This is a genomic window from Uruburuella suis (assembly GCF_004341385.1).
In the GTDB taxonomy this organism is placed as follows: Bacteria; Pseudomonadota; Gammaproteobacteria; order Burkholderiales; family Neisseriaceae; genus Neisseria; species Neisseria suis.
Genome location: NZ_SLXE01000003.1, coordinates 107,526 through 125,955, shown reverse-complemented (window position 1 = coordinate 125,955; position 18,430 = coordinate 107,526). Strand labels below are relative to the sequence as shown.

General features: G+C 54.9%; 17 protein-coding genes, 1 other RNA gene and 1 pseudogene. 5 read left to right on the top strand and 14 right to left on the bottom strand.

Annotated elements, in window-relative coordinates; genetic code table 11:
- Positions 1-426 (bottom strand): IS5 family transposase (locus EV680_RS02200; RefSeq protein ID WP_132952760.1); only part of this gene is annotated, 426 nt, incomplete at its 3' end.
- Positions 427-712: 286 nt separating this feature from the next.
- Here EV680_RS02200 and EV680_RS02195 point away from each other — a divergent pair.
- Both EV680_RS02195 and udk read left to right on the top strand, forming a co-directional pair.
- Positions 713-1,129: a copper resistance protein NlpE gene (locus EV680_RS02195; RefSeq protein WP_132952758.1), complete on the top strand. Its 417-nt coding sequence runs from the start codon at positions 713-715 to the stop codon at positions 1,127-1,129.
- 348 nt (positions 1,130-1,477) lie between these two features.
- The gene (gene udk, locus EV680_RS02190) at positions 1,478-2,119 is read left to right on the top strand and encodes a uridine kinase (protein ID WP_132952756.1); all 642 of its coding nucleotides are present in this window, start codon (positions 1,478-1,480) and stop codon (positions 2,117-2,119) included.
- 271 nt (positions 2,120-2,390) lie between these two features.
- Here udk and EV680_RS02185 read toward each other — a convergent pair whose 3' ends face one another.
- From EV680_RS02185 to EV680_RS02165, 5 genes are all read right to left on the bottom strand, one after another.
- A complete protein-coding gene (locus EV680_RS02185; RefSeq protein WP_132952754.1) occupies positions 2,391-3,074 on the bottom strand; it encodes a 2,3-diphosphoglycerate-dependent phosphoglycerate mutase in 684 nt (227 codons plus the stop codon).
- Between the two features lie 39 nt (positions 3,075-3,113).
- Positions 3,114-3,491, bottom strand: coding sequence for a winged helix-turn-helix transcriptional regulator (locus tag EV680_RS02180; RefSeq protein WP_132952752.1), 378 nt, complete (start codon positions 3,489-3,491; stop codon positions 3,114-3,116).
- Positions 3,492-3,583: 92 nt separating this feature from the next.
- Positions 3,584-3,944, bottom strand: an RNA gene (gene rnpB, locus EV680_RS02175) — RNase P RNA component class A.
- A gap of 31 nt (positions 3,945-3,975) precedes the next feature.
- On the bottom strand, positions 3,976-4,302 hold the full coding sequence (locus EV680_RS02170; protein WP_132952750.1) for a hypothetical protein: 327 nt from the start codon (positions 4,300-4,302) through the stop codon (positions 3,976-3,978).
- Positions 4,303-4,436: 134 nt separating this feature from the next.
- Positions 4,437-4,871, bottom strand: a complete 435-nt coding sequence (locus EV680_RS02165) for a surface-adhesin E family protein (protein WP_132952748.1) — start codon at positions 4,869-4,871, stop codon at positions 4,437-4,439.
- A gap of 70 nt (positions 4,872-4,941) precedes the next feature.
- Between EV680_RS02165 and recQ the strand changes: the two genes are divergently transcribed.
- Together recQ and EV680_RS02155 are read left to right on the top strand one after the other, a co-directional pair.
- On the top strand, positions 4,942-7,245 hold the full coding sequence (recQ, locus tag EV680_RS02160; protein ID WP_132952746.1) for a DNA helicase RecQ: 2,304 nt from the start codon (positions 4,942-4,944) through the stop codon (positions 7,243-7,245).
- A gap of 44 nt (positions 7,246-7,289) precedes the next feature.
- Complete coding sequence (locus EV680_RS02155; RefSeq protein ID WP_132952744.1) at positions 7,290-8,252, top strand: Abi family protein; 963 nt, start codon at positions 7,290-7,292, stop codon at positions 8,250-8,252.
- Positions 8,253-8,419: 167 nt separating this feature from the next.
- On the opposite strand, the pseudogene EV680_RS02150 reads toward EV680_RS02155, so the two are convergent.
- From EV680_RS02150 to EV680_RS02125, 6 genes and pseudogenes are all read right to left on the bottom strand, one after another.
- Positions 8,420-8,749: pseudogene (locus tag EV680_RS02150) on the bottom strand (RNB domain-containing ribonuclease); the annotation flags it as partial.
- A 219-nt stretch (positions 8,750-8,968) separates the two neighbouring features.
- Positions 8,969-11,752, bottom strand: a complete 2,784-nt coding sequence (gene polA, locus EV680_RS02145) for a DNA polymerase I (protein WP_132952742.1) — start codon at positions 11,750-11,752, stop codon at positions 8,969-8,971.
- Positions 11,753-11,856: 104 nt separating this feature from the next.
- The gene (locus EV680_RS02140) at positions 11,857-12,153 is read right to left on the bottom strand and encodes a DUF4298 domain-containing protein (RefSeq protein WP_132952739.1); all 297 of its coding nucleotides are present in this window, start codon (positions 12,151-12,153) and stop codon (positions 11,857-11,859) included.
- A 197-nt stretch (positions 12,154-12,350) separates the two neighbouring features.
- Positions 12,351-13,103, bottom strand: coding sequence for an ABC transporter permease (locus EV680_RS02135; RefSeq protein WP_132952737.1), 753 nt, complete (start codon positions 13,101-13,103; stop codon positions 12,351-12,353).
- A gap of 149 nt (positions 13,104-13,252) precedes the next feature.
- Positions 13,253-14,422 (bottom strand): ABC transporter substrate-binding protein, encoded by a 1,170-nt coding sequence (locus EV680_RS02130; RefSeq protein ID WP_132952735.1) that lies wholly within the window; start codon positions 14,420-14,422, stop codon positions 13,253-13,255.
- A gap of 184 nt (positions 14,423-14,606) precedes the next feature.
- A complete protein-coding gene (locus tag EV680_RS02125) occupies positions 14,607-15,404 on the bottom strand; it encodes an ABC transporter ATP-binding protein (protein ID WP_132952733.1) in 798 nt (265 codons plus the stop codon).
- A gap of 631 nt (positions 15,405-16,035) precedes the next feature.
- Here EV680_RS02125 and EV680_RS02120 point away from each other — a divergent pair.
- Entirely contained in the window at positions 16,036-16,767 is a 732-nt protein-coding gene (locus EV680_RS02120) for an LOG family protein (RefSeq protein ID WP_132952731.1), read from the top strand.
- Positions 16,768-16,851: 84 nt separating this feature from the next.
- On the opposite strand, the gene cynS is transcribed toward EV680_RS02120, so the two are convergent.
- Both cynS and EV680_RS02110 read right to left on the bottom strand, forming a co-directional pair.
- Positions 16,852-17,301: a cyanase gene (gene cynS / locus EV680_RS02115; protein WP_132952729.1), complete on the bottom strand. Its 450-nt coding sequence runs from the start codon at positions 17,299-17,301 to the stop codon at positions 16,852-16,854.
- Between the two features lie 164 nt (positions 17,302-17,465).
- Positions 17,466-18,422 carry an L-lactate dehydrogenase gene (locus EV680_RS02110; protein ID WP_132952727.1) on the bottom strand — a complete coding sequence of 319 codons (957 nt, stop codon included), beginning with the start codon at positions 18,420-18,422 and terminating at the stop codon, positions 17,466-17,468.
- Positions 18,423-18,430: the final 8 nt, after the last annotated feature.

Here is an 18,430-nt window from a genome sequence, read left to right as displayed (position 1 = left end):
AACCGTTCCCGATGTGACCTTGAAACCTACAGGGTTTCCACAGGCATCGACAGCCAAATGAATTTTAGTGCTATTGCCACCACGGCTGTGGCCGACAGCGGCTGCCTCTCCAACAGTTGCCGCTGCATGTTGGTGGACTTTGACATAGCTGCCGTCAATAAATACCCATTCCATATCGGGGAATTCGGTCAAGGCATTGAGTATGCTTTGAAAAATCCCTTTCTCCGACCATCTATGGAAGAGGCGCAACAGGGAATTGCCTTTACCGAAAAACGGCGGGATGTCTTCCCACGGTATGCCGGTTCTGATGCGGTAAAGTATGCCTTCTATTTTGAGGCGCAGATTTTTCTTGTGGTAAACGCCTAAATCGAGCAGAATGTTTAACAGCTTTGACCAGTATTCATCTTTGAGTAGTGTTCGAGGCATGGCAGATAAGTATGTTTTGTTTGGCGACAAAAATTTTAACTTATCTGCCTTTCTTTTATCTGATTATTTTTATGACAAGTAATTGTCAGGACGCCCTAGTTGTACTGTCTGCGGCTCGCCGCCTTGTTAGCTTACTTTTTTGAATTGGTATTATAAACAGGCCGTCTGAAAACTTTTCAGACGGCCTGTTTGCTATCAACCATTTCAAAGCTTTAAGCCGGATTCTGGCCGCCGAGCCGCGATTTCACTATACTGAATCCCTTCACCCCTTCGTTTAGGAGCCGCCATGTTTAAATTTCCCGCCCTCGCCGCCGCATGCCTGCTGGCCGCCTGCACCGCCGCCCCGGCCGCAACCGGCGCACCGCAAGCCGATATTGCCCAAGCCGACATGGCCGCACCCGCTTGGGCCGGCACCTACGCCGGCACTCTGCCCTGCGCCGATTGCGAAGGCATTCAAATCCGCCTCACGCTGCAACCCGATCTGCACTACACGCTTAGCCAAACCTATCTGCGCGCAGGCGGCAACCGCAGCGCCAGCGTGAACGGCCAATTTTATTGGACCGACGAAGGCCAAACCGTGCAGCTCGACAATTATGCCGATGCCCGCCAATTCCAAATCGGCCCGGGCTTTGCCCAAGCGTTTCGATTGGACGGCAGCCCCAGCGGCAACGATGCGCGCTATCGTCTGCAAAAAATCCATTGATATAAAATCATACGCAGGCCGTCTGAATACCCATTCAAAAAAGTAAGCTGACCAAGCGGTGAACCTGCGACAGTACAGCTAGAGTGAAATGCAAGAAAAAGTGACACAAAACTACATTTTGCAACGGCGTGGCTTGGGTTGATCAACCCAAGGTTTCAGACGGCCTGTGGATTTGTTGGGTTGACAACCCAACCTACCTGCCGTATCACTTTTTCTTGCATTCCACTATAGTACGGCAAGGCGAACCAACGAAGTCAGGTTATTTTTTGGATGGGTATGAATATCCTTTCAGACGGCCTTATCTTATATAATAGCGCTTTTGCCGCATCACCATCCAAAGACAAAATCATGAATGCCAAACCCATCATCATCGGCGTGGCCGGCGGCTCCGGCTCCGGCAAAACCACCGTGTCGCGCGCGCTTTACGAGCGCTTCAGCGGCCACCCCATCACCATCATCGAGCAGGATTATTACTACAACGACCAGGCCCACCTCAGCCCCGAAGTGCGGCGCGCGCAGAATTACGACCATCCCGATGCGTTTGACAATGCCCTGCTTTATCAGCAGCTCGGCCAGCTGCTCGAGCGCAAAGCCGTCGAGCTGCCTCAATACGACTACACCCGCGACACCCGCGCCGGCCACACCAAACACCAGCCGCCGGTAGACGTGATTATTCTCGAAGGCATACTCGCCCTTTATGACGAAAACATCCGCAGCCTGATGGACATCAAGCTTTTTGTCGACACCGACGCCGACCTGCGCTTTATCCGCCGCCTGCAACGCGACTGCCTCGAGCGCGGCCGCTCCATCGAATCGGTGGTGGGGCAATATATCGAGCAAGTGCGGCCGATGCACATCCAATTTGTGGAGCCGACCAAGCGCCACGCCAACATTATTATCCCGTTTGACGAGCGCAACGGCGTGGCCGTGGATATTCTGATTGCCAAAGTGGGCGCGATTTTGCAGCAGCGCATCGCGCAAACCCGCTAATCCGGCATACATTAACAAAAGGCCGTCTGAAACGTTTCAGACGGCCTCTGCTTTTATGCTACCAAACAGGCACACACCTTATACCAATTCTAAAAAATAACCTTACAAAATAAAAGCAGTTCGGCAACATCATCCGCGTAGGTCGGATTCTTGAATCCGACGTTTGGCCAACGACCAAAGCAATGTGCGTGCCTTGTTCTGCGAACAAGTGTCGGATTCGAGAATCCGACCTACGGGCTGCCTGTTTGTTTATTATTTTTTTGAATTGGTATTACAGATAAAATTTCTCAATCACATTCAAATCATCATCCAGCTTATACACCAGCGGCTGGCCGGTGGGGATTTCCAGCGCCATGATGTCGTCGTCGGAAATGCCTTCGATGTGTTTGGCCAGCGCGCGCAGGCTGTTGCCATGGGCGGCCACGAGCACGCGTTTACGCGCAATAATGGCCGGCGCGATTTGGTCTTCCCAAAAAGGCAGCACGCGCTCGAGGGTGACTTTCAGGTTTTCGCCGCAGGGCACCACATCTTTGGGCAGGTGCGCATAACGCGGGTCGTTTTGGGCGGAAAATTCATCATTGGGATCGAGCAGCGGCGGCAGGGTGTCGTAGCTGCGGCGCCAAATGTGCACTTGCTCATCGCCGTATTTTTCGGCGGTTTGCTTTTTATCCAAACCTTGCAGCTGGCCGTAGTGACGCTCGTTCAAACGCCAGCTTTTGATTTGCGGCACCCACAATTGATCGCTCTCTTCCAACACGATATTGCAGGTTTTGATGGCGCGGGTGAGCACGGAAGTGAAGGCGATATCGAAATGATAGCCTTTTTCTTTCAGCTTTTTGCCGGCCGCAGCGGCTTCGGCCAGGCCTTGCTCGCTCAATTTCACATCACGCCAGCCGGTAAACAGGTTTTTGGCGTTCCATTCGCTTTGGCCGTGGCGGATAAATACGAGTTCCATTCAATTGCTCCGAGGTGGTTTAGGTCAAAAAGCGTTATATCATAAATCGGCAGGCTTGTTTACCCGCTCATCGGCATCGGTTTGATGTGTGGCAAGAATTTCGTTGCAGCGCGCCTGATAGGTGAGCGCCCAATCGTGCAGGCTTTGAATGGCCGGCAGCAGGGTGCGGCCGAATTCGGTGAGCGAATATTCCACTTTGGGCGGCACGGTGCGGTAATCGTGGCGGTGAATCAGGCCGGCGGCTTCAAGCTCGCGCAATTGCAGCGTGAGCATGCGCCGGCTGGTGTCGGCCATCAGCCGCTGCAATTCGTTGAAACGGCGCGGCGTGTGCGACAAATGGTGGATAATCAGCATTTTCCATTTGCCGCCGATGATGTTGAGGGCGGTGTGAACGGGGCAATAGGCGGCGGTTTGCATCGATATGCCTTTGGAAAAAATGCTTTCACTTTCAGAAGAATGGGAAGCCGCAACGGTATGCGGCGAAGTGAACACAATAAATGAAATAAGGGCACACGGGCGAAACGGTAAGCCGGGTTCTGTCGTCGGACAGTCATTCCTCTAGGCGCACCATTGCTGATGCGCTCCAGCAACCTACCCGAACACTCGGCGAGCAGCGTCGTGGTGTTCTGTTTGGTCTTGCTCCGAATGGGGTTTGGCCTGCTGCGCCTTGTTGCCAAGTGCACGGTGCGCTCTTACCGCACCTTTTCACCCTTACCTGTGCTGCCGAAGCAGCCATCGGCGGTATGGCTTTCTGTTCCACTTTCCGTCGCGTTGCCGCGCCCGGCCGTTAGCCGGCATTCTGCTCTTTGGAGCCCGGACTTTCCTCCCCGCATGCCTTACGCGATGCGCGGCGACTGTCTGTTTTGCCCGTGTGCGGCGCGATTATAGCATGCGCCGCGGCTCACTGGGCAACGCCGGCGCTGCGCGCGGCGCTCCAAGCGGCATTGAGCCGCTCGCCGGCCGCTTGCAGGGCGGCATCGTTTTGCGCTTTGGCAGCGGTGGCGGTTTGCAGCTCGCCCTCATAGCGGGCCACATCGGCTTGTGCCTGCTGCGCACGGGCGCGCGCGGCGGTGAGGTTGCTTTGCAGGTTGGCAATTTCGCTGCCGGTGCTGTTTTGCGCACTCAAGGCTTGGCGGAAAGCGGCTTGCGCGCTCAATAATTCATCGGCGGGGTTGGCTTGCGCCAGGCCGGCGGCGGCAAACAGCATCAGGGCGGTGATTTTTTTCATGGGTCGGATTCCTTTTATGATACGGGGCAGGCCGTCTGAAACCGTTCAGACGGCCTGGAATTTACACTAAACCTAAAACGCAGATAATCAGGCCGCGCAGCGGCGTCCGATGATTTTTATTTTTAAATGGGCATTTATTTTTTACACACCACTTCAAATTGCTTTTCGGTGAGCGTGCCGCTCATCACCGACATCGGGCGCAGATTGGTGGCGGTGTAGCGCTCGTTCATCAGCACTTGGCCGCGCTCATCGATAAGCTGCAAGGCGGTGAGGCGGTAGGTTTTGTTGCGGCAGTGTATTTCCCACTCGCCCACGGCGGTTTTGTAGGCGGGCGTGTTGACAAAGCGCTCTTCACTAAGCTTCACCACGGTTTTTTTATCGCGAAACGTGGCCAATTCGCCGTTGCGCTTGATGCTGCTTTTGTCGATGGCCGCTTTGATGTTGCCGTTGCCAGTGGTGCCGATTTCCTGCCAGTTGCCGGCCACTTGGGTGCCGGTGCCGGCGCAGGCAGCCAGAAAAGCGGCCAGCGAGGCGGCCGCAGTATAGCGCAGGGCGCGGGAAATATTCATGGGTTTCCTTTCAGACGGCCTTTAAAACCGATAAAATAACAGCTTCCTATCATATAACGGATTTCGCTCCATGACCAACCCGCCCGCCGCCCGGCAGATTTTGCACGAAGTGTTCGGTTATCCCGAATTCCGCGGCCGGCAGGAGCGCATTGTCAACACGCTGGCCGGGGGTGAAAGCCTGCTGGTGCTGATGCCCACCGGCGGCGGCAAAAGCCTCTGCTATCAAATTCCCGCGTTGATGCGCGAAGGTGTGGCGGTGGTGGTGTCGCCGCTGATTGCCTTAATGAACGATCAAGTAGCCGGCCTGCATGCCGCCGGCGTGGCTGCGGCTTGTGTGCACAGCGGCACACATCCCGATGAAGTGCGCCAAATCGCCGAAGATATTGCCCGAGGCCGTCTGAAACTTTTATATGTGGCGCCCGAGCGGCTGGTAAACGAGCGCTTTTTGCGCTTTCTCGATCAAAACACCATCAGCCTGTTTGCCATTGATGAAGCGCATTGCGTGAGCCAATGGGGGCACGATTTCCGCCCCGAATACCAACAATTGGGGCTTTTGGCCGAGCGCTATCCCGATATTCCGCGCATCGCGCTCACCGCCACGGCCGACGCCGAAACCCGCGCCGACATCAAGCATTATCTCAAGCTGGAGCAAGCGCCCGAATTTATCGACAGCTTCGACCGCCCGAATATTTATTACCAAGTGATTGAAAAAAACAACGGCAAAAAGCAGCTGCTGGATTTTATTCAAAAGCAAATGACCGGCCAAAGCGGCATTGTGTATTGCTTGAGCCGCAAAAAAGTGGAAGATGTGGCTGCCTTTTTATGCGGACACGGCCTCGATGCCATTGCTTATCACGCCGGCTTAAGCATGGAAACGCGCGAAGCCAACCAACGCCGCTTCACCCGCGACGACGGCGTGATTGTGGTGGCCACGGTGGCTTTCGGCATGGGCATCGACAAGCCCGATGTGCGCTTTGTGGCGCATCTGGACATGCCGCAAAGCGTGGAGCATTTCTATCAGGAATCCGGCCGCGCCGGCCGCGACGGCTTGCCTGCCGCCAGCTGGCTCTGCTACGGGCTCAATGACTGGGTGATTTTGCGCGAACGCATTCAGCAAGGCGCCAGCGAAGAGATGCAGAAAAACATCGAATTGCAAAAGCTCGATGCCATGCTCGGCGTGTGCGAAACCGCCGACTGCCGCCGCGTGATGCTGTTGCAGCATTTCGGCGAAACGAGCGCGCCCTGCGGCCATTGCGACAACTGCCTGCACCCGCCCGTGCGCTTTGACGGCACCGTGTTGGTGCAAAAATTATTAAGCTGCGTGTATCGCGTCGGCCAGCGCTTTGCCGCGGGCTATGTGATTAACGTGTTGCGCGGCAAGGGTGACGATTGGATGGCGCGCAACGGCCACGATAAATTGTCCACTTTCGGCATCGGCGATGCGCTTGGCGACAAAGAATGGCGCGGCGTTATCCGCCAATGCATCGGCTTGGGGCTTTTGAATGTAAACGTCACGCTGCACCAATCACTTCAGCTCACCGAAGCGGCCAAAGCCGTATTGAAAGGCAGCCAAGCCGTGTGGCTGCGCCCGCTCAAGCGCGAAAAAGCCGCCACCCAAAAGCCGAAAGAAGAATGGCTGCGCACCGAGCGCGAAGAGCGGCTGTGGCAGGCTTTGCGCAGCTGGCGCATGGAAAAAGCCCGCGCCGAAGAAGTGCCCGCCTATGTGATTTGCGGCGACAAAACCCTGCGCGATGTGGTGGAAAAAATGCCGCAAACCCCCGCCGATCTGCACCACATCTACGGCTTGGGCGAAGCCAAAATCAATAAATTCGGCCAAGAAATATTGGCCGTCTGCCAAGGGGAGCGGCCGTCTGAAGCCGCGCCTGCCGGTGCAGAGCCGAGTAGCGAACGCGCACGCGGTTTAGAGGCCGCACTAAGCGCTTGGCGCGAACAGCAGGCACAAAGCGAAGGCACAACCACCGGCAAAATTTTCAGCGACGACAGCCTGCGCGATATGGTGGAAAACACCCCCGCCACCGAGCTCGATGTGCAAAGCATTTACGGCTTGGGCGACGTGCGCATTCAAAAATACGGTGCAGGCATTCTTGCCGTGTGCGCCCCGTTTTCAGACGGCCTCAGCCCTGCCGCCGAACAGCGCCGCCAACGAATGCGCGCCTTGTTGCAATGGTGCGGCCAAACCGCCGCTGCCGAAAATCTCGAAGATTACCAAGTGCTCAGCAAAATCACCTTGCGCGCCATTGCCGCCAAACAGCCGCAAACCTTAGCCGGTCTGCGCGACATCCACGGCATGGATGAGGAAAAAACCGCGAAATACGGAGAAGCGCTGTTGGCGGTATGCAGAGAGGCCGTCTGAAAACGGTTGGAAAATTCACAGCAAAACAGCAGTACGGGAAAATAATGGCAATCAAGTCACCTAAAATATGGACTTCTTTTGAAGACCAATTAACATTATTACAACAACGCGGAATGATTGTAGAAGATAGAGACAAGGCGTTGCATTATTTGTCTAAATTAGGCTATTACCGTTTGAGTGGCTATTTTTATCCCTTCCGTCAGTTTGACGGCAGCGGACGCCGTGCAGATTGTTTTGCCGAAGCAACCTATTTTAATGATGTGTTGGCACTGTATATGTTTGATAAAGCATTAAGGGTGCTGGCTATGGATGCTTTAGAGCGGATTGAAGTAGCCGTAAAAGTAGAGGTTGCCTATTTACTCGGCAAGCATCATGCCTTGGCACACGAAGATCCTACATTTTTCCAAAAAGATTCAGTCAATTTCCAACATGCGAAATGGTTGAGCAACTACCAAAAATTGCTGAATAGGGAAAAACAGAAAAACGATGTCAAATCGGAGCGGCAAAGCTCTTTTGTACAACACCATATGCACCATTATGACGGTGCGCTGCCTATTTGGGTCGGATGCGAAGTGTGGGATTTCGGAACATTGTCCAATTTATTTCGAGGTTTAGAATTTAAATACAGCGACCAAATTGCTAAAAAATACGGTATCCACTCAGGTAAAGCATTAAGCTCATTTCTTTATACGTTCAACACAGTACGCAATATTTCCGCACACCACGGCCGCTTATGGAATCGCGGTATTGTCGGCCGTGCCAGCTTGGCCGCCATTAAAGGCCCGCAGTGGAAACGGCTCAATAATGAGCAAGCGTTTACCGCTTTTTGTTTGATGCAATGGATGATGCAGAATATTTGCCCGAATTCGGAATGGAAAATCAGAGTGAAAAATACCATCAAAAAATTTCCCATTGTTCGAGGGGGTGCAGTCAATGAGGTCAATCTTCAGCGCTTCGGCATTCCTGATGGAATGGATCTGGAACGTTGGCAGCTGTGGAACAGGTGAATCAAGCTGAAAAAAGAAAGCCCCCAACTCTGTACTGCACCAGCCTTTGGCTTCTCAGAGAAGGGGGGGTTATTGATTTGATCATAGAATAAAGCAAGAAGCCTGTCAAGTTTGAAGCAAAACAAAGGCCGTCTGAAAAGGGTTTCAGACGGCCTTTGTTTCATTCCTCACGCGGCATTCGGCGGTGCCACGGCTTTCACATAATTGAGCGCGATAAACTGCTTGTCGGCATCCACTTCGGCCACGCTCACTTTCATTTGCGTGCGCGGCAGGGCATCAAACGGAATGCCGCCGGCGCGCGCCACCATGGGCAGGCCGTCGATGCGCACCAAATCGTCTTTCAAAAGCGTGGCGGTTAATTCTTTAATGCCTTGCTGCTGCAGGTAAACCAGGCTCCAATAGGCTTCCATTTGGCGCTGGAAATCGGCATAGGCCGAATAGGCGGTGTCGAAATCGCGCAGCGCGGCGAATAAATCGGCATCGTTTTTCTGATAAAGCCAGCGTAGCCTGTGTAGCCTGTGTGCCATAGGCACGCACGCGTTTTTCATTTAACCTGAGGCCGTTTGGGAGATTAATGTTTCAGACGGCCTTGGGCGTTTGTAATTAAAAAGCCAACGCAAGTTGGTTAAGACGCGTGCGTGCCTATGGCACACACCCTACACACAGGCTGCGCTGGCGACTCACTTTTTTTAAAATTTTATATCAGTCAACTGACCTTAATGCGCCTCTTCCCAATCATCCCCCACACCCACTTCCGCCAACAGCGGCACATCCATTTCCCCCGCTTGCTGCATAATCTCGGGCAGTTTCGCCCTCACCAAATCCAGCTCGCTATCCGGCACTTCCAGCACCAATTCATCGTGCACCTGCATAATCAGTTTGCTCTCAAGGCCGTCTGAAGCGAGCCAATGGCACACGTCTATCATGGCGCGTTTGATTAAATCGGAAGCGGTGCCCTGCATGGGGGCGTTGATGGCGGCGCGTTCGGCACCGGCGCGCTCGTTACCGTTTTTGCTGTGGATGCCGGGCAGATACAGGCGGCGGCCGAGCACGGTTTCGACGTAGCCTTGCGCGGCGGCGAGCTCTTTGGTGCGCTGCATGTAGTCGGCCACGCCGGGGTAGCGGGCGAAGTAGCGGTCGATAAAGCTTTTGGCGGAGAGGGCGTCGATGCCGAGCGATTTGGCGAGGCCGTATTGGCCCATGCCGTAAATGAGGCCGAAGTTGATGGTTTTGGCGTAGCGGCGCTGCTCGCTGCCCACGTTTTCGGGGGCGATGCCGAACACTTCGGCGGCGGTGCGGCGGTGCACGTCTTCGCCGTTTTGAAAGGCTTCGAGCAGGGTTTTGTCGCCGCTCAAGTGCGCCATGATGCGCAATTCGATTTGCGAATAGTCGGCCGACACGATTTTGCTGCCCTCGGGCGCAACAAAGGCGCGGCGCACGCGGCGGCCTTGTTCGGTGCGGATGGGGATGTTTTGCAGGTTGGGGTTGTTGCTGGCGAGCCGGCCGGTGATGGCCACGGCTTGGGCATAAGTGGTGTGCACGCGGCCGGTGGCGGGGTTGATCATTTCAGGTAGCTTGTCGGTGTAGGTGGATTTGAGCTTGGCGAGGCTGCGGTTTTGCAAAATGATGCTGGGCAAGGGGTAGTCGGGTGCGAGCTGCTCGAGCACGGCTTCGTTGGTGGACACGCCGCCGCTGGCGGTTTTTTTCAGGCCTTTGGTGGGAATGCCCATTTTGCCGAACAAAATTTCCTGCAATTGTTTGGGCGAATTGAGGTTGAAGGGTTGGCCGGCAATTTCGTAGGCCTGCTGTTCAAGCCGCACCAATTCGGTGCCCAATTCGTGGCTTTGGCGGGCAAGCTCGTTTTTGTCGATGAGCACGCCGTTGCGCTCCATGATAAACAGCACTTCGGCCACGGGCAGCTCGAGTTTTTCATACATTTCAAGCTGCTTGGCATCCATTTGCGCTTTCAGACGGCCTTCGATGCGCAAGGCGAAATCGGCGTCTTGCGCGGCATATTCGGTGGCTTGCTCAACGGCCACATCGGCAAACGAAATCTGCTTGGCGCCTTTGCCGCACAGGCTCTCATAGGTGACGGTGGGCAGGCCGAGCCAGCGTTCGGCCAATTCGTCCAAACCATGCCCCAAGTGGCTTTCCACAATATAGGAAGCGAGCATGGCATCGCCGGCAATGCCGTTTAATTTGATGCCGTAGTTGTACAACACATGTTCGTCGTATTTCAGATTTTGGCCGATTTTTTTCAGACGGCCTGATTCGAAATAAGGTTTCAGACGGCCTAATACATCGTGCAAATCCAATTGTTCGGGCGCGGCGGTGGGCGTGTGGCCGAGCGGAATATACACGGCAACGCCCGGCGCAAAGGCAATGCTGATGCCCACCAGCCGCGCCTGCATGGCGTCGAGACTGGTGGTTTCGGTGTCGAGGCCGATTGCTTCGGCCATATCGAGCCGCGCCAGCAATTCGGCAAAGGCGGCTTCGGTGGTGATGGCTTGATAATCGAGCGTTTGCGGGGCTTCAGGCAGCGTATTTTTTATTTCAAGCGGCCGCTCGGCTGCCAGCGCAGCTTGTTCGCCGATATCGAGCGTGGCAAACAAATCTTCGCCGTTGCCTTCGCTGATGCGGGTTTCGGCTTCTTTGAGCCAGGTGCGGAAATTCAGGCGCTTGAATTCCACCGCCAATTGGCTCCATTTTGGGCTTTGGCGGTGCAGGCTGTGCAGGCCTTCAGGCAATTCGCCGTGCAAATCGACATCGGTTTTGATGGTAACCAATTCATAAGAGAGCGGCAGGCGCGGCAGCGCGGCTTGCAGATTTTCACCCACTTTGCCTTTGATTTCATCGGCATGCGCCATCACGCCTTGCAGCGAGTCGTAACTTTCCAGCCATTTCACCGCCGTTTTGGGGCCGCATTTTTCCACGCCCGGCACGTTGTCGACTTTATCGCCCATCAGCGCCAGATAATCGATGATTTGGTCGGGGCGCACGCCGAATTTGTGTTTCACGCCTTCAATATCGAGCGTTTCATTTTTCATGGTGTTGACGAGGGTGATGCGTTCGCTCACCAATTGCGCCATGTCTTTATCGCCGGTGGAAATCACCACATTCCAGCCCGCTTCTTCACCGGCTTTGGCCAGCGTGCCAATCACATCATCGGCTTCCACATCGGGCACCACCAGCACCGGCCAGCCCATCAGCCGCACCAACTCGGGCAACATCTCGGCCTGCGGGCGCAAATCATCCGGCATGGGCGGGCGCGTGGCTTTGTAGTCAGGAAACATATCGTGGCGGAAATTTTTGCCTTTGGCATCAAACACGCAGCAGCAATGGTCGTGCTGGTTGTCTGCACGCAGGCGGCGCAGCATGTTCAATACGCCGTAAAGCGCGCCCGTGGGCGTGCCGTCGGGCGCGGTGAGCGGCGCCATGGCGTGATAAGCGCGGTAGAGATAAGATGAGCCGTCGACTAAAAGCAGGGTTTGGGAAGACATAATTCAAGGCCGTCTGAAAGATTCAAGATAGGCTGATTATAAAGGAAATAAGAAAGGCCGTCTGAAAGCTTCAGACGGCCTGATAAGGTGCACACCATCAAGGTTTACGGCTTTTCCACCGCCTCCAGCCCCAACCTTATCCAGCGCAAAGCCCGCTCGTGCCGCGCCTGCGTGGCTTCCCACAGCGTGTCTTGGTCGAGAATCGAATATTCGCCCTCGGCGGTGACGAGGTTTAAATCGCTGTCGTGATCGGCGAGCCATTGTTCGCTTTGATAATAAAGCTGCAAACCCTGCCACAGGGTTTCAGCGGCCTGCCATTGCTGCTGCGCGGCTTCCAGCTGGCGGCAAAGCGCTTGATATTGCTCATATTGCTGCTGCATTTCTTGCGGATGAAACAACATTTCCGACCTCCGGTAAAAAGTAAACAGCCCGATGATAATACAAAAGGCCGTCTGAAAACATAACGCTTTCAGACGGCCTGTGTCGTTAAATATAGTGGAATGCAGAATAAAGCGATACAAGGCAACAAGCCGCAGAGCATACAACAGTACGGCAAGGCGCAGCAACGCCGTAGCGCTTTTTTATGCATTTCACTATATCAATGCACCCAGCGCGAATGCAGTTTGCGGGTGGCAGCATCGAGCAGCCAGCCGAGCGCGCCGATGAGCACAATGGCGGCCATTAATTCGGAATAGGCAAGCCGGTCGCGGGTGTCGAGAATAAAATAGCCCAAGCCTTCGTTTACACCCAACATTTCACAGGGCACGAGCACAATCCACACCACACCGATGGCTAAGCGCAGGCCGGTGAGGATGTGGCCGAACACGGCCGGCAGCATGATTTTAAAAAGCATTTCGCGGCGGGTGGCGGCGAGCGAATGGCCGAGTTGCAGCCATTGGCGGTCGATGGCTTTCACGCCGGTGGCGGTGTTGAGCAGAATCGGCCACACGGCGGCAAAGGCGAGCAGAAAATAAATCGGCGCATCGCCTATGCCCAAAAGCATCACCACCACGGGCATCCACGAGAGCGGTGAAATCATGCGCAAAAATTGAAACGATGTGCCGGTGAGCTTTTCGGCCAGCGCCGATTGGCCGATCAGCAGCCCCAGCGGCACGCCGAAAGCCAGTGCCCACAGCAAGCCCACCGCCACGCGCTTGAGGCTGGCGATAATGTGGCCGGTGAGCTGGTTGTGAATCAGCAAATCCCACAGGCTCTGGAAAGTGGGCACAGGCGCGAGCATATTGGCCAGCGGCATGCGCTCTGCCAAGAGCTGGGTGCCGATTTGCCAGACAATCAGCAAAATCAGTAAGCCGGCGGCGCTGAGGGCGGGGGTTTTCAGGGAAGATGGCATAGGGGTTCCTTGATGTGTGCTGTTTTTTTATAAAGGCCGTCTGAAAGGGTTGGAAGAAGCTTCAGGCGGTTTGTTTTGTTTTTTGGGGTTCGAGGTAGGCAAACCGCAAGTTTGCTTAGCCACAACCGCCATCTCTTCACATCTCTACGCTACACCGCAATCATTTCTTCGCGCGTCCAGCCGTTTAAGCCGAATAATTGCTGGAATTGCCCGGCTTCAACCGCCTGCTTCACAAAGCGCGCATCCACCAAATCTTGCGCCACATGCTGCGGGCTTAATTCATCAAGAAAACGGTTCACACCGGCGATATGGGTTTCTTTGAGCATTTCCACCAGTTTTTCGGTGTAGGAAGGATAGGGATAAGGCTGAAAATCGATGCGGCGCTGGTGCCATTCGGGGTGGCGGATAATGCCGCTTTCGGTGTAGCGCGCCCAGGCTTCGGGCGCGGGGGCGAGCACGTTTTGCAGCACTTTGTCTTCATGCGGGGTGTATTTGTGCGGCCCTTGTTTGGAGAGCATCAGCGCGGTGTCGGCGCGGTGGCCGGCGGCCCAAGCCTGGCCTTCCACCAGCGCGGAAACCACGTTTTGCACCCATTCGGGGCGGCGGGCAATATCGTGCTCCTGCATCAGCGTCACGCAGCAGGCGTGGTCGCGCCACACATCGCCGGAAAAGCGCAGCACCTTACCCACGCCTTTGGCTTCGGCCACGGCGTTGAACGGCTCGGCCACGATAAAGCCGGCAATGGCACGGTTAGCGAGCGCGGCCACCATGTCGGAAGGCGCCATCACGCTCAATTTCACTTCGCCCGCTTGCGGGTTTTTCTCCACCACTTTGAGGCCGTGTTCGCGCAAAATCTTTTGCAGCACCACGTTGTGTATCGAATACCAAAACGGAATCGCCACGGTTTTGCCGCCCAAACCGGCGATGTTGGCAATATCGGGCGCAACCGTGAGCGCGGAGCCGGCCATATGGTTCCACATCACCACTTTAATCGGCGAGGCGCTGCCGTAGCGCGCCCAAATGCTCATCGGCGACAATAAGTGAATCAGGTTGACTTGGCCGCTGAGAAAGGCTTCCACCAGCGAAGCCCAACTGCGAAACAGCACCGGCTTGGCCACATTATTCACACCGTGTTTGGCAAACAGACCTTGCGCGTGCGCCACCAGCAAGGGCGTGGCATCGGTGATCGGCAGATAGCCGATTTTCAGCGGCGCATCGGGATTTTGCTCGGCGCGCTGCCCGCAGGCTTGCAGCAGCGGCAGGCTGCCGGCGGCGGTAAACAGGGCGGCGAGCTTGAGAAATTCACGGCGGCTGGGCATATTTTGAATCCTTGCGTGTGTTGGTTTTGTTTTTACAGGCCGTCTGAAACTGGAAATATTTCCTGCTCAATCAATTGCTTGAACCAGGTTGCTTTTGTGGGCAAAACCCACGCTGCGGCTTTTTGATTGATACAGGCCGTCTGAAAGGATCGTCATCGGTTTGAGTTTGTGGCTTTCAGACGGCCTAAATCACAAATTCCACCGTTTCCACCTGCCGTTTATGGCCGTGGGCATCGCGCAGCGCCTGCAGAATTTCCACGCGCTCGCTGTTCATTTCCAGCAGCGCATCGTGGCGCGGATAAGGCAGGGCAAGCTGCCATTCTCCGATTTGGCGGCCAGGCTTGTTGCCGATTAGGATGGCGCGGTCGGCCAGAATCAGCGCTTCGTCGATATCGTGTGTCACCATCACCGCGCTGGCGTTGTGGCGGCTGATTAGCGTGCGCAGCAAATCCTGCATTTCGGTGCGCGTTACTGCATCGAGTGCGGAAAAAGGCTCGTCGAGCAGCCACACTTCGGGGTTGCGCGCCAGCACGCGCGCCAGCGACACGCGCTGCGCCATACCGCCTGAAAGCTCGGCGGGAAACATCTCGGCCGCGTGCGAGAGCCCCACTTCTTCAATGGCTTCTTCCACCCGCGCCCGGCGCGCGGCGCGCCCCAATTCGGGTTGGCTTTTGAAATCAAGGCCGAAAGAAACATTGTCGCGCACATTGAGCCACGGCAGCAGCACCGCTTGTTGAAACACAAACCCTAAGCGCGGGTGCGGGCGGGTGAGTGTTTTGCCGAATAATTGCACCTCGCCCTTCAAAGGCTTGGCCAGCCCGGCCAACACGCGCAAAAGCGAAGATTTGCCCACGCCGCTGGGGCCCATCAGGCCGATTAGCTCGCCCTCGGCCACATCGAGCGAAAAATCCTGCAAGATAGTGGTGAGGCTGCCTTGGTGGGTGTAGCCCAGGGTGATGTGGCGGGCGGAGAGCAGCGGCATGATGGTTGTCCTGATGAAATGGGTGCAGTTTGGTACTGTAATCAATCTGTGCTCAAAAGAGAAAGAATTTAAATCGCTATGCTAATAATTTTCGGCTATATCGCGCTTGGCGCCGGATGGGCAAGGCTGCGCCCGTGTGTGTTGATTGTCGATAAATTGGATGATGGCCGTATTCATGCCTACATGCGTTTATCATTTATATTTATATTCAAGGCCGTCTGAAAGATAAATGTTTCAGACGGCCTGGATGTTTACCTTCAAAACAAAAAACAAACCTTGGCCGTCTGATACCAATTCAAAAAAGTAAGCTAACAAGGCGGCGAGCCGAAGACAGTACACCTATAGATGCGGCAATTAATTATTGAATATTCACATCCTCTTACCCGCAGCAGAAACCTGTTCCCTCTCCCGTGGGAGAGGGCTAGGGAGAGGGCAACAAGCCAAAGGCTTGTTTGCCGGTATCTGAAAATGTTCAATATTTATTTGCCGAATCAATAGTACGGCTAGGCGAGCCAACGAAGTTAGGTTATTTTTTTGGATTGGTATGAATGCCCGTTTGCGCTGCCGTATGGCGCATATGCCGATTCGGCTATAGAATAAAGGCCGAGCCAATCCAACAGAAAGCCCTGCCATGAGCCTGAGCAAAAAGCTGCCCCACCCGCGCCTACCGGAAGATGTGCGCCGCGAAGTGCACGCGCGCGAGTCGTATCATGTGTTGAAAATCATTTCCGAATTTGTGGAAGCGGGCGAAGAGCTGCGCGCCATTCAGCCGGCGGTGAGCATTTACGGCAGCGCCCGCACGCCGGTAGACCACCCCGATTATCTTTTTACCGAGCGGCTTTCGCGCAAATTGTCGGACGCGGGCTTTTCGGTGATTTCCGGCGGCGGCCCCGGCATTATGGAGGCGGCCAATAAGGGCGCGTTTGCCGGCGCCAGCCCGGCGGTGGGGCTGAATATTGTGTTGCCGCACGAGCAGGGCGCCAACCCTTATCAGGATTTGTCGATTAAATTCCAGCATTTTTTCCCGCGCAAAGTGATGTTTGTGAAGCACGCGGTGGCCTATGTGGTGATGCCCGGCGGCTTCGGCACGCTGGATGAATTGTTTGAAAGCCTCACCCTCGTGCAAACAGGCAAAACGCCGAGCCGGCCGATTATCTTGGTGGGACGCAGCTTTTGGCAGGGCATGATCGATTGGATCGGCGATCAGCTTTTGGAAAGAGGCATGATTTCGCCGTCGGATTTGGATTTAATGCAGATTGTGGATGATGAAGATGAAATTGTGGCGCAGATTTTCGCCCATTTCGAATGCCGCACCGATGATTTGTGCATGAACGGCGATAATCCTTGGGCGCTGGGTTTGTAAGGCCGTCTGAAAAGCGAGATATTGTCACAAAAGGCAAATGCCGTCTGAAACATTTTCAGACGGCATTTGCCTTTTTTCAAACCATCAATAAGATTTATACGGCAGAAATTTGCCCGACATCACGATATTCACGCGGTCGCCCGCCTCGTTGGGCTCGCGTTGGATGTCCATCGAAAAATCAATCGCGCTCATAATGCCGTCGCCGAATTCTTCATGAATCAGCGCTTTCATGGTGGTGCCATACACGCTGATCACTTCGTATAAGCGGTAAATCAGCGGGTCGGTGGGCACGGCGGTGGGCAGGCAGCCTTTATAGGGCACTTGTTGCAGCCATTTTTCGGCATCTTCGCCCAAATCGAAAATATCGGCAATGATTTCGGCCTGCTCGGCATCCAAGGCCATCTGCCCCAAGCAGGCGGCGGTTACCCATTCTTTGCTCAAGCCCACTTGGGCGGCCACTTCTTCCCATTTCAAGCCTTTGGCCACTTTGGCGGCGATAATCATTTCGGTCACTTGGTTGCGGTCGGTAATCATGATGAAGCTCCTTTTGATGATGCACTAGGGGAATAACGGCACACGCCGTGATAAAGTGGATCGATTGGAGTTGGCAAAGCTGCGCGGCGGCGCCGAAATGGTTTATATCGTTGATATTCTTTCTTCAAATCTTTGTTTTAAGATTGAAATTTCATGAAACATCTTTACGGCTGAAAATCATCCACTTTGGCCTGATAGCTTTTGAGCAAGGCCGCCGATTCGGCAAAACGTTGTTGCTCATGCTCATCCAGCGGCACTTCAAACACCCGCACCGCACCTTTGCGGTTGATCACTGCCGGCACACCGATATACACGCCCTCTTGCCCCAATTCGCCCTCCAACAGCGTAGACACGGTCAACACCACGTTTTGGTTGTGCAAAATGGCGTTGGAAATGCGGCTCAAGCCCATGCCGATGCCGTAGCTGGTGGCGCCTTTGGCTTCGATAATGGCATAAGCGGCATCACGCACATGGCTGTGGATATCGTTCATCAACTGCTCACCGTTTTCATGCGCGGCCAAAAGCTTTTTCAGCGGCATACCGGCAATGCTGGCCGCGCTCCAGGCGGCAATCACGCTGTCGCCGTGTTCGCCTATCATATAGGCATCTACGCTCACCGGCGCCACACGGAAAGCCTCGCCCACATAATTGCACAAGCGCGCCGTATCGAGAATGGTGCCCGAACCGATTACACGCGATTTGGGCAGGCCGGAAAATTTCCAAGTGGCATAAGCGAGCACGTCCACCGGGTTGGTGGCCACCAGAAAAATGCCGTCAAAGCCCGAGCCCATCACCGCACCGACAATGCTGTGGAATACCTTCAAATTATTATCAATCAAATCCAGCCGCGTTTCGCCCGGCCGCTGCGGCACACCGGCGCAAATGCACACAATATCGGCATCGGCGCAATCGGCATAATCGCCCAGCTTGATTTGGGTGGGCGTTTGCGCATACAAAATGCCGTCTTGCAAATCGCGCACTTCGCCAAGCGCTTTTTTGCGGTTGAGGTCAATCAACACCATCTCATCGCAATGGCCTTGATTAAACATGGAAAATGCATAGCTGATGCCCACCGCGCCGGTGCCGATAATCACCACTTTATTGCCGACTTTTTTGGTCATAATGCCGC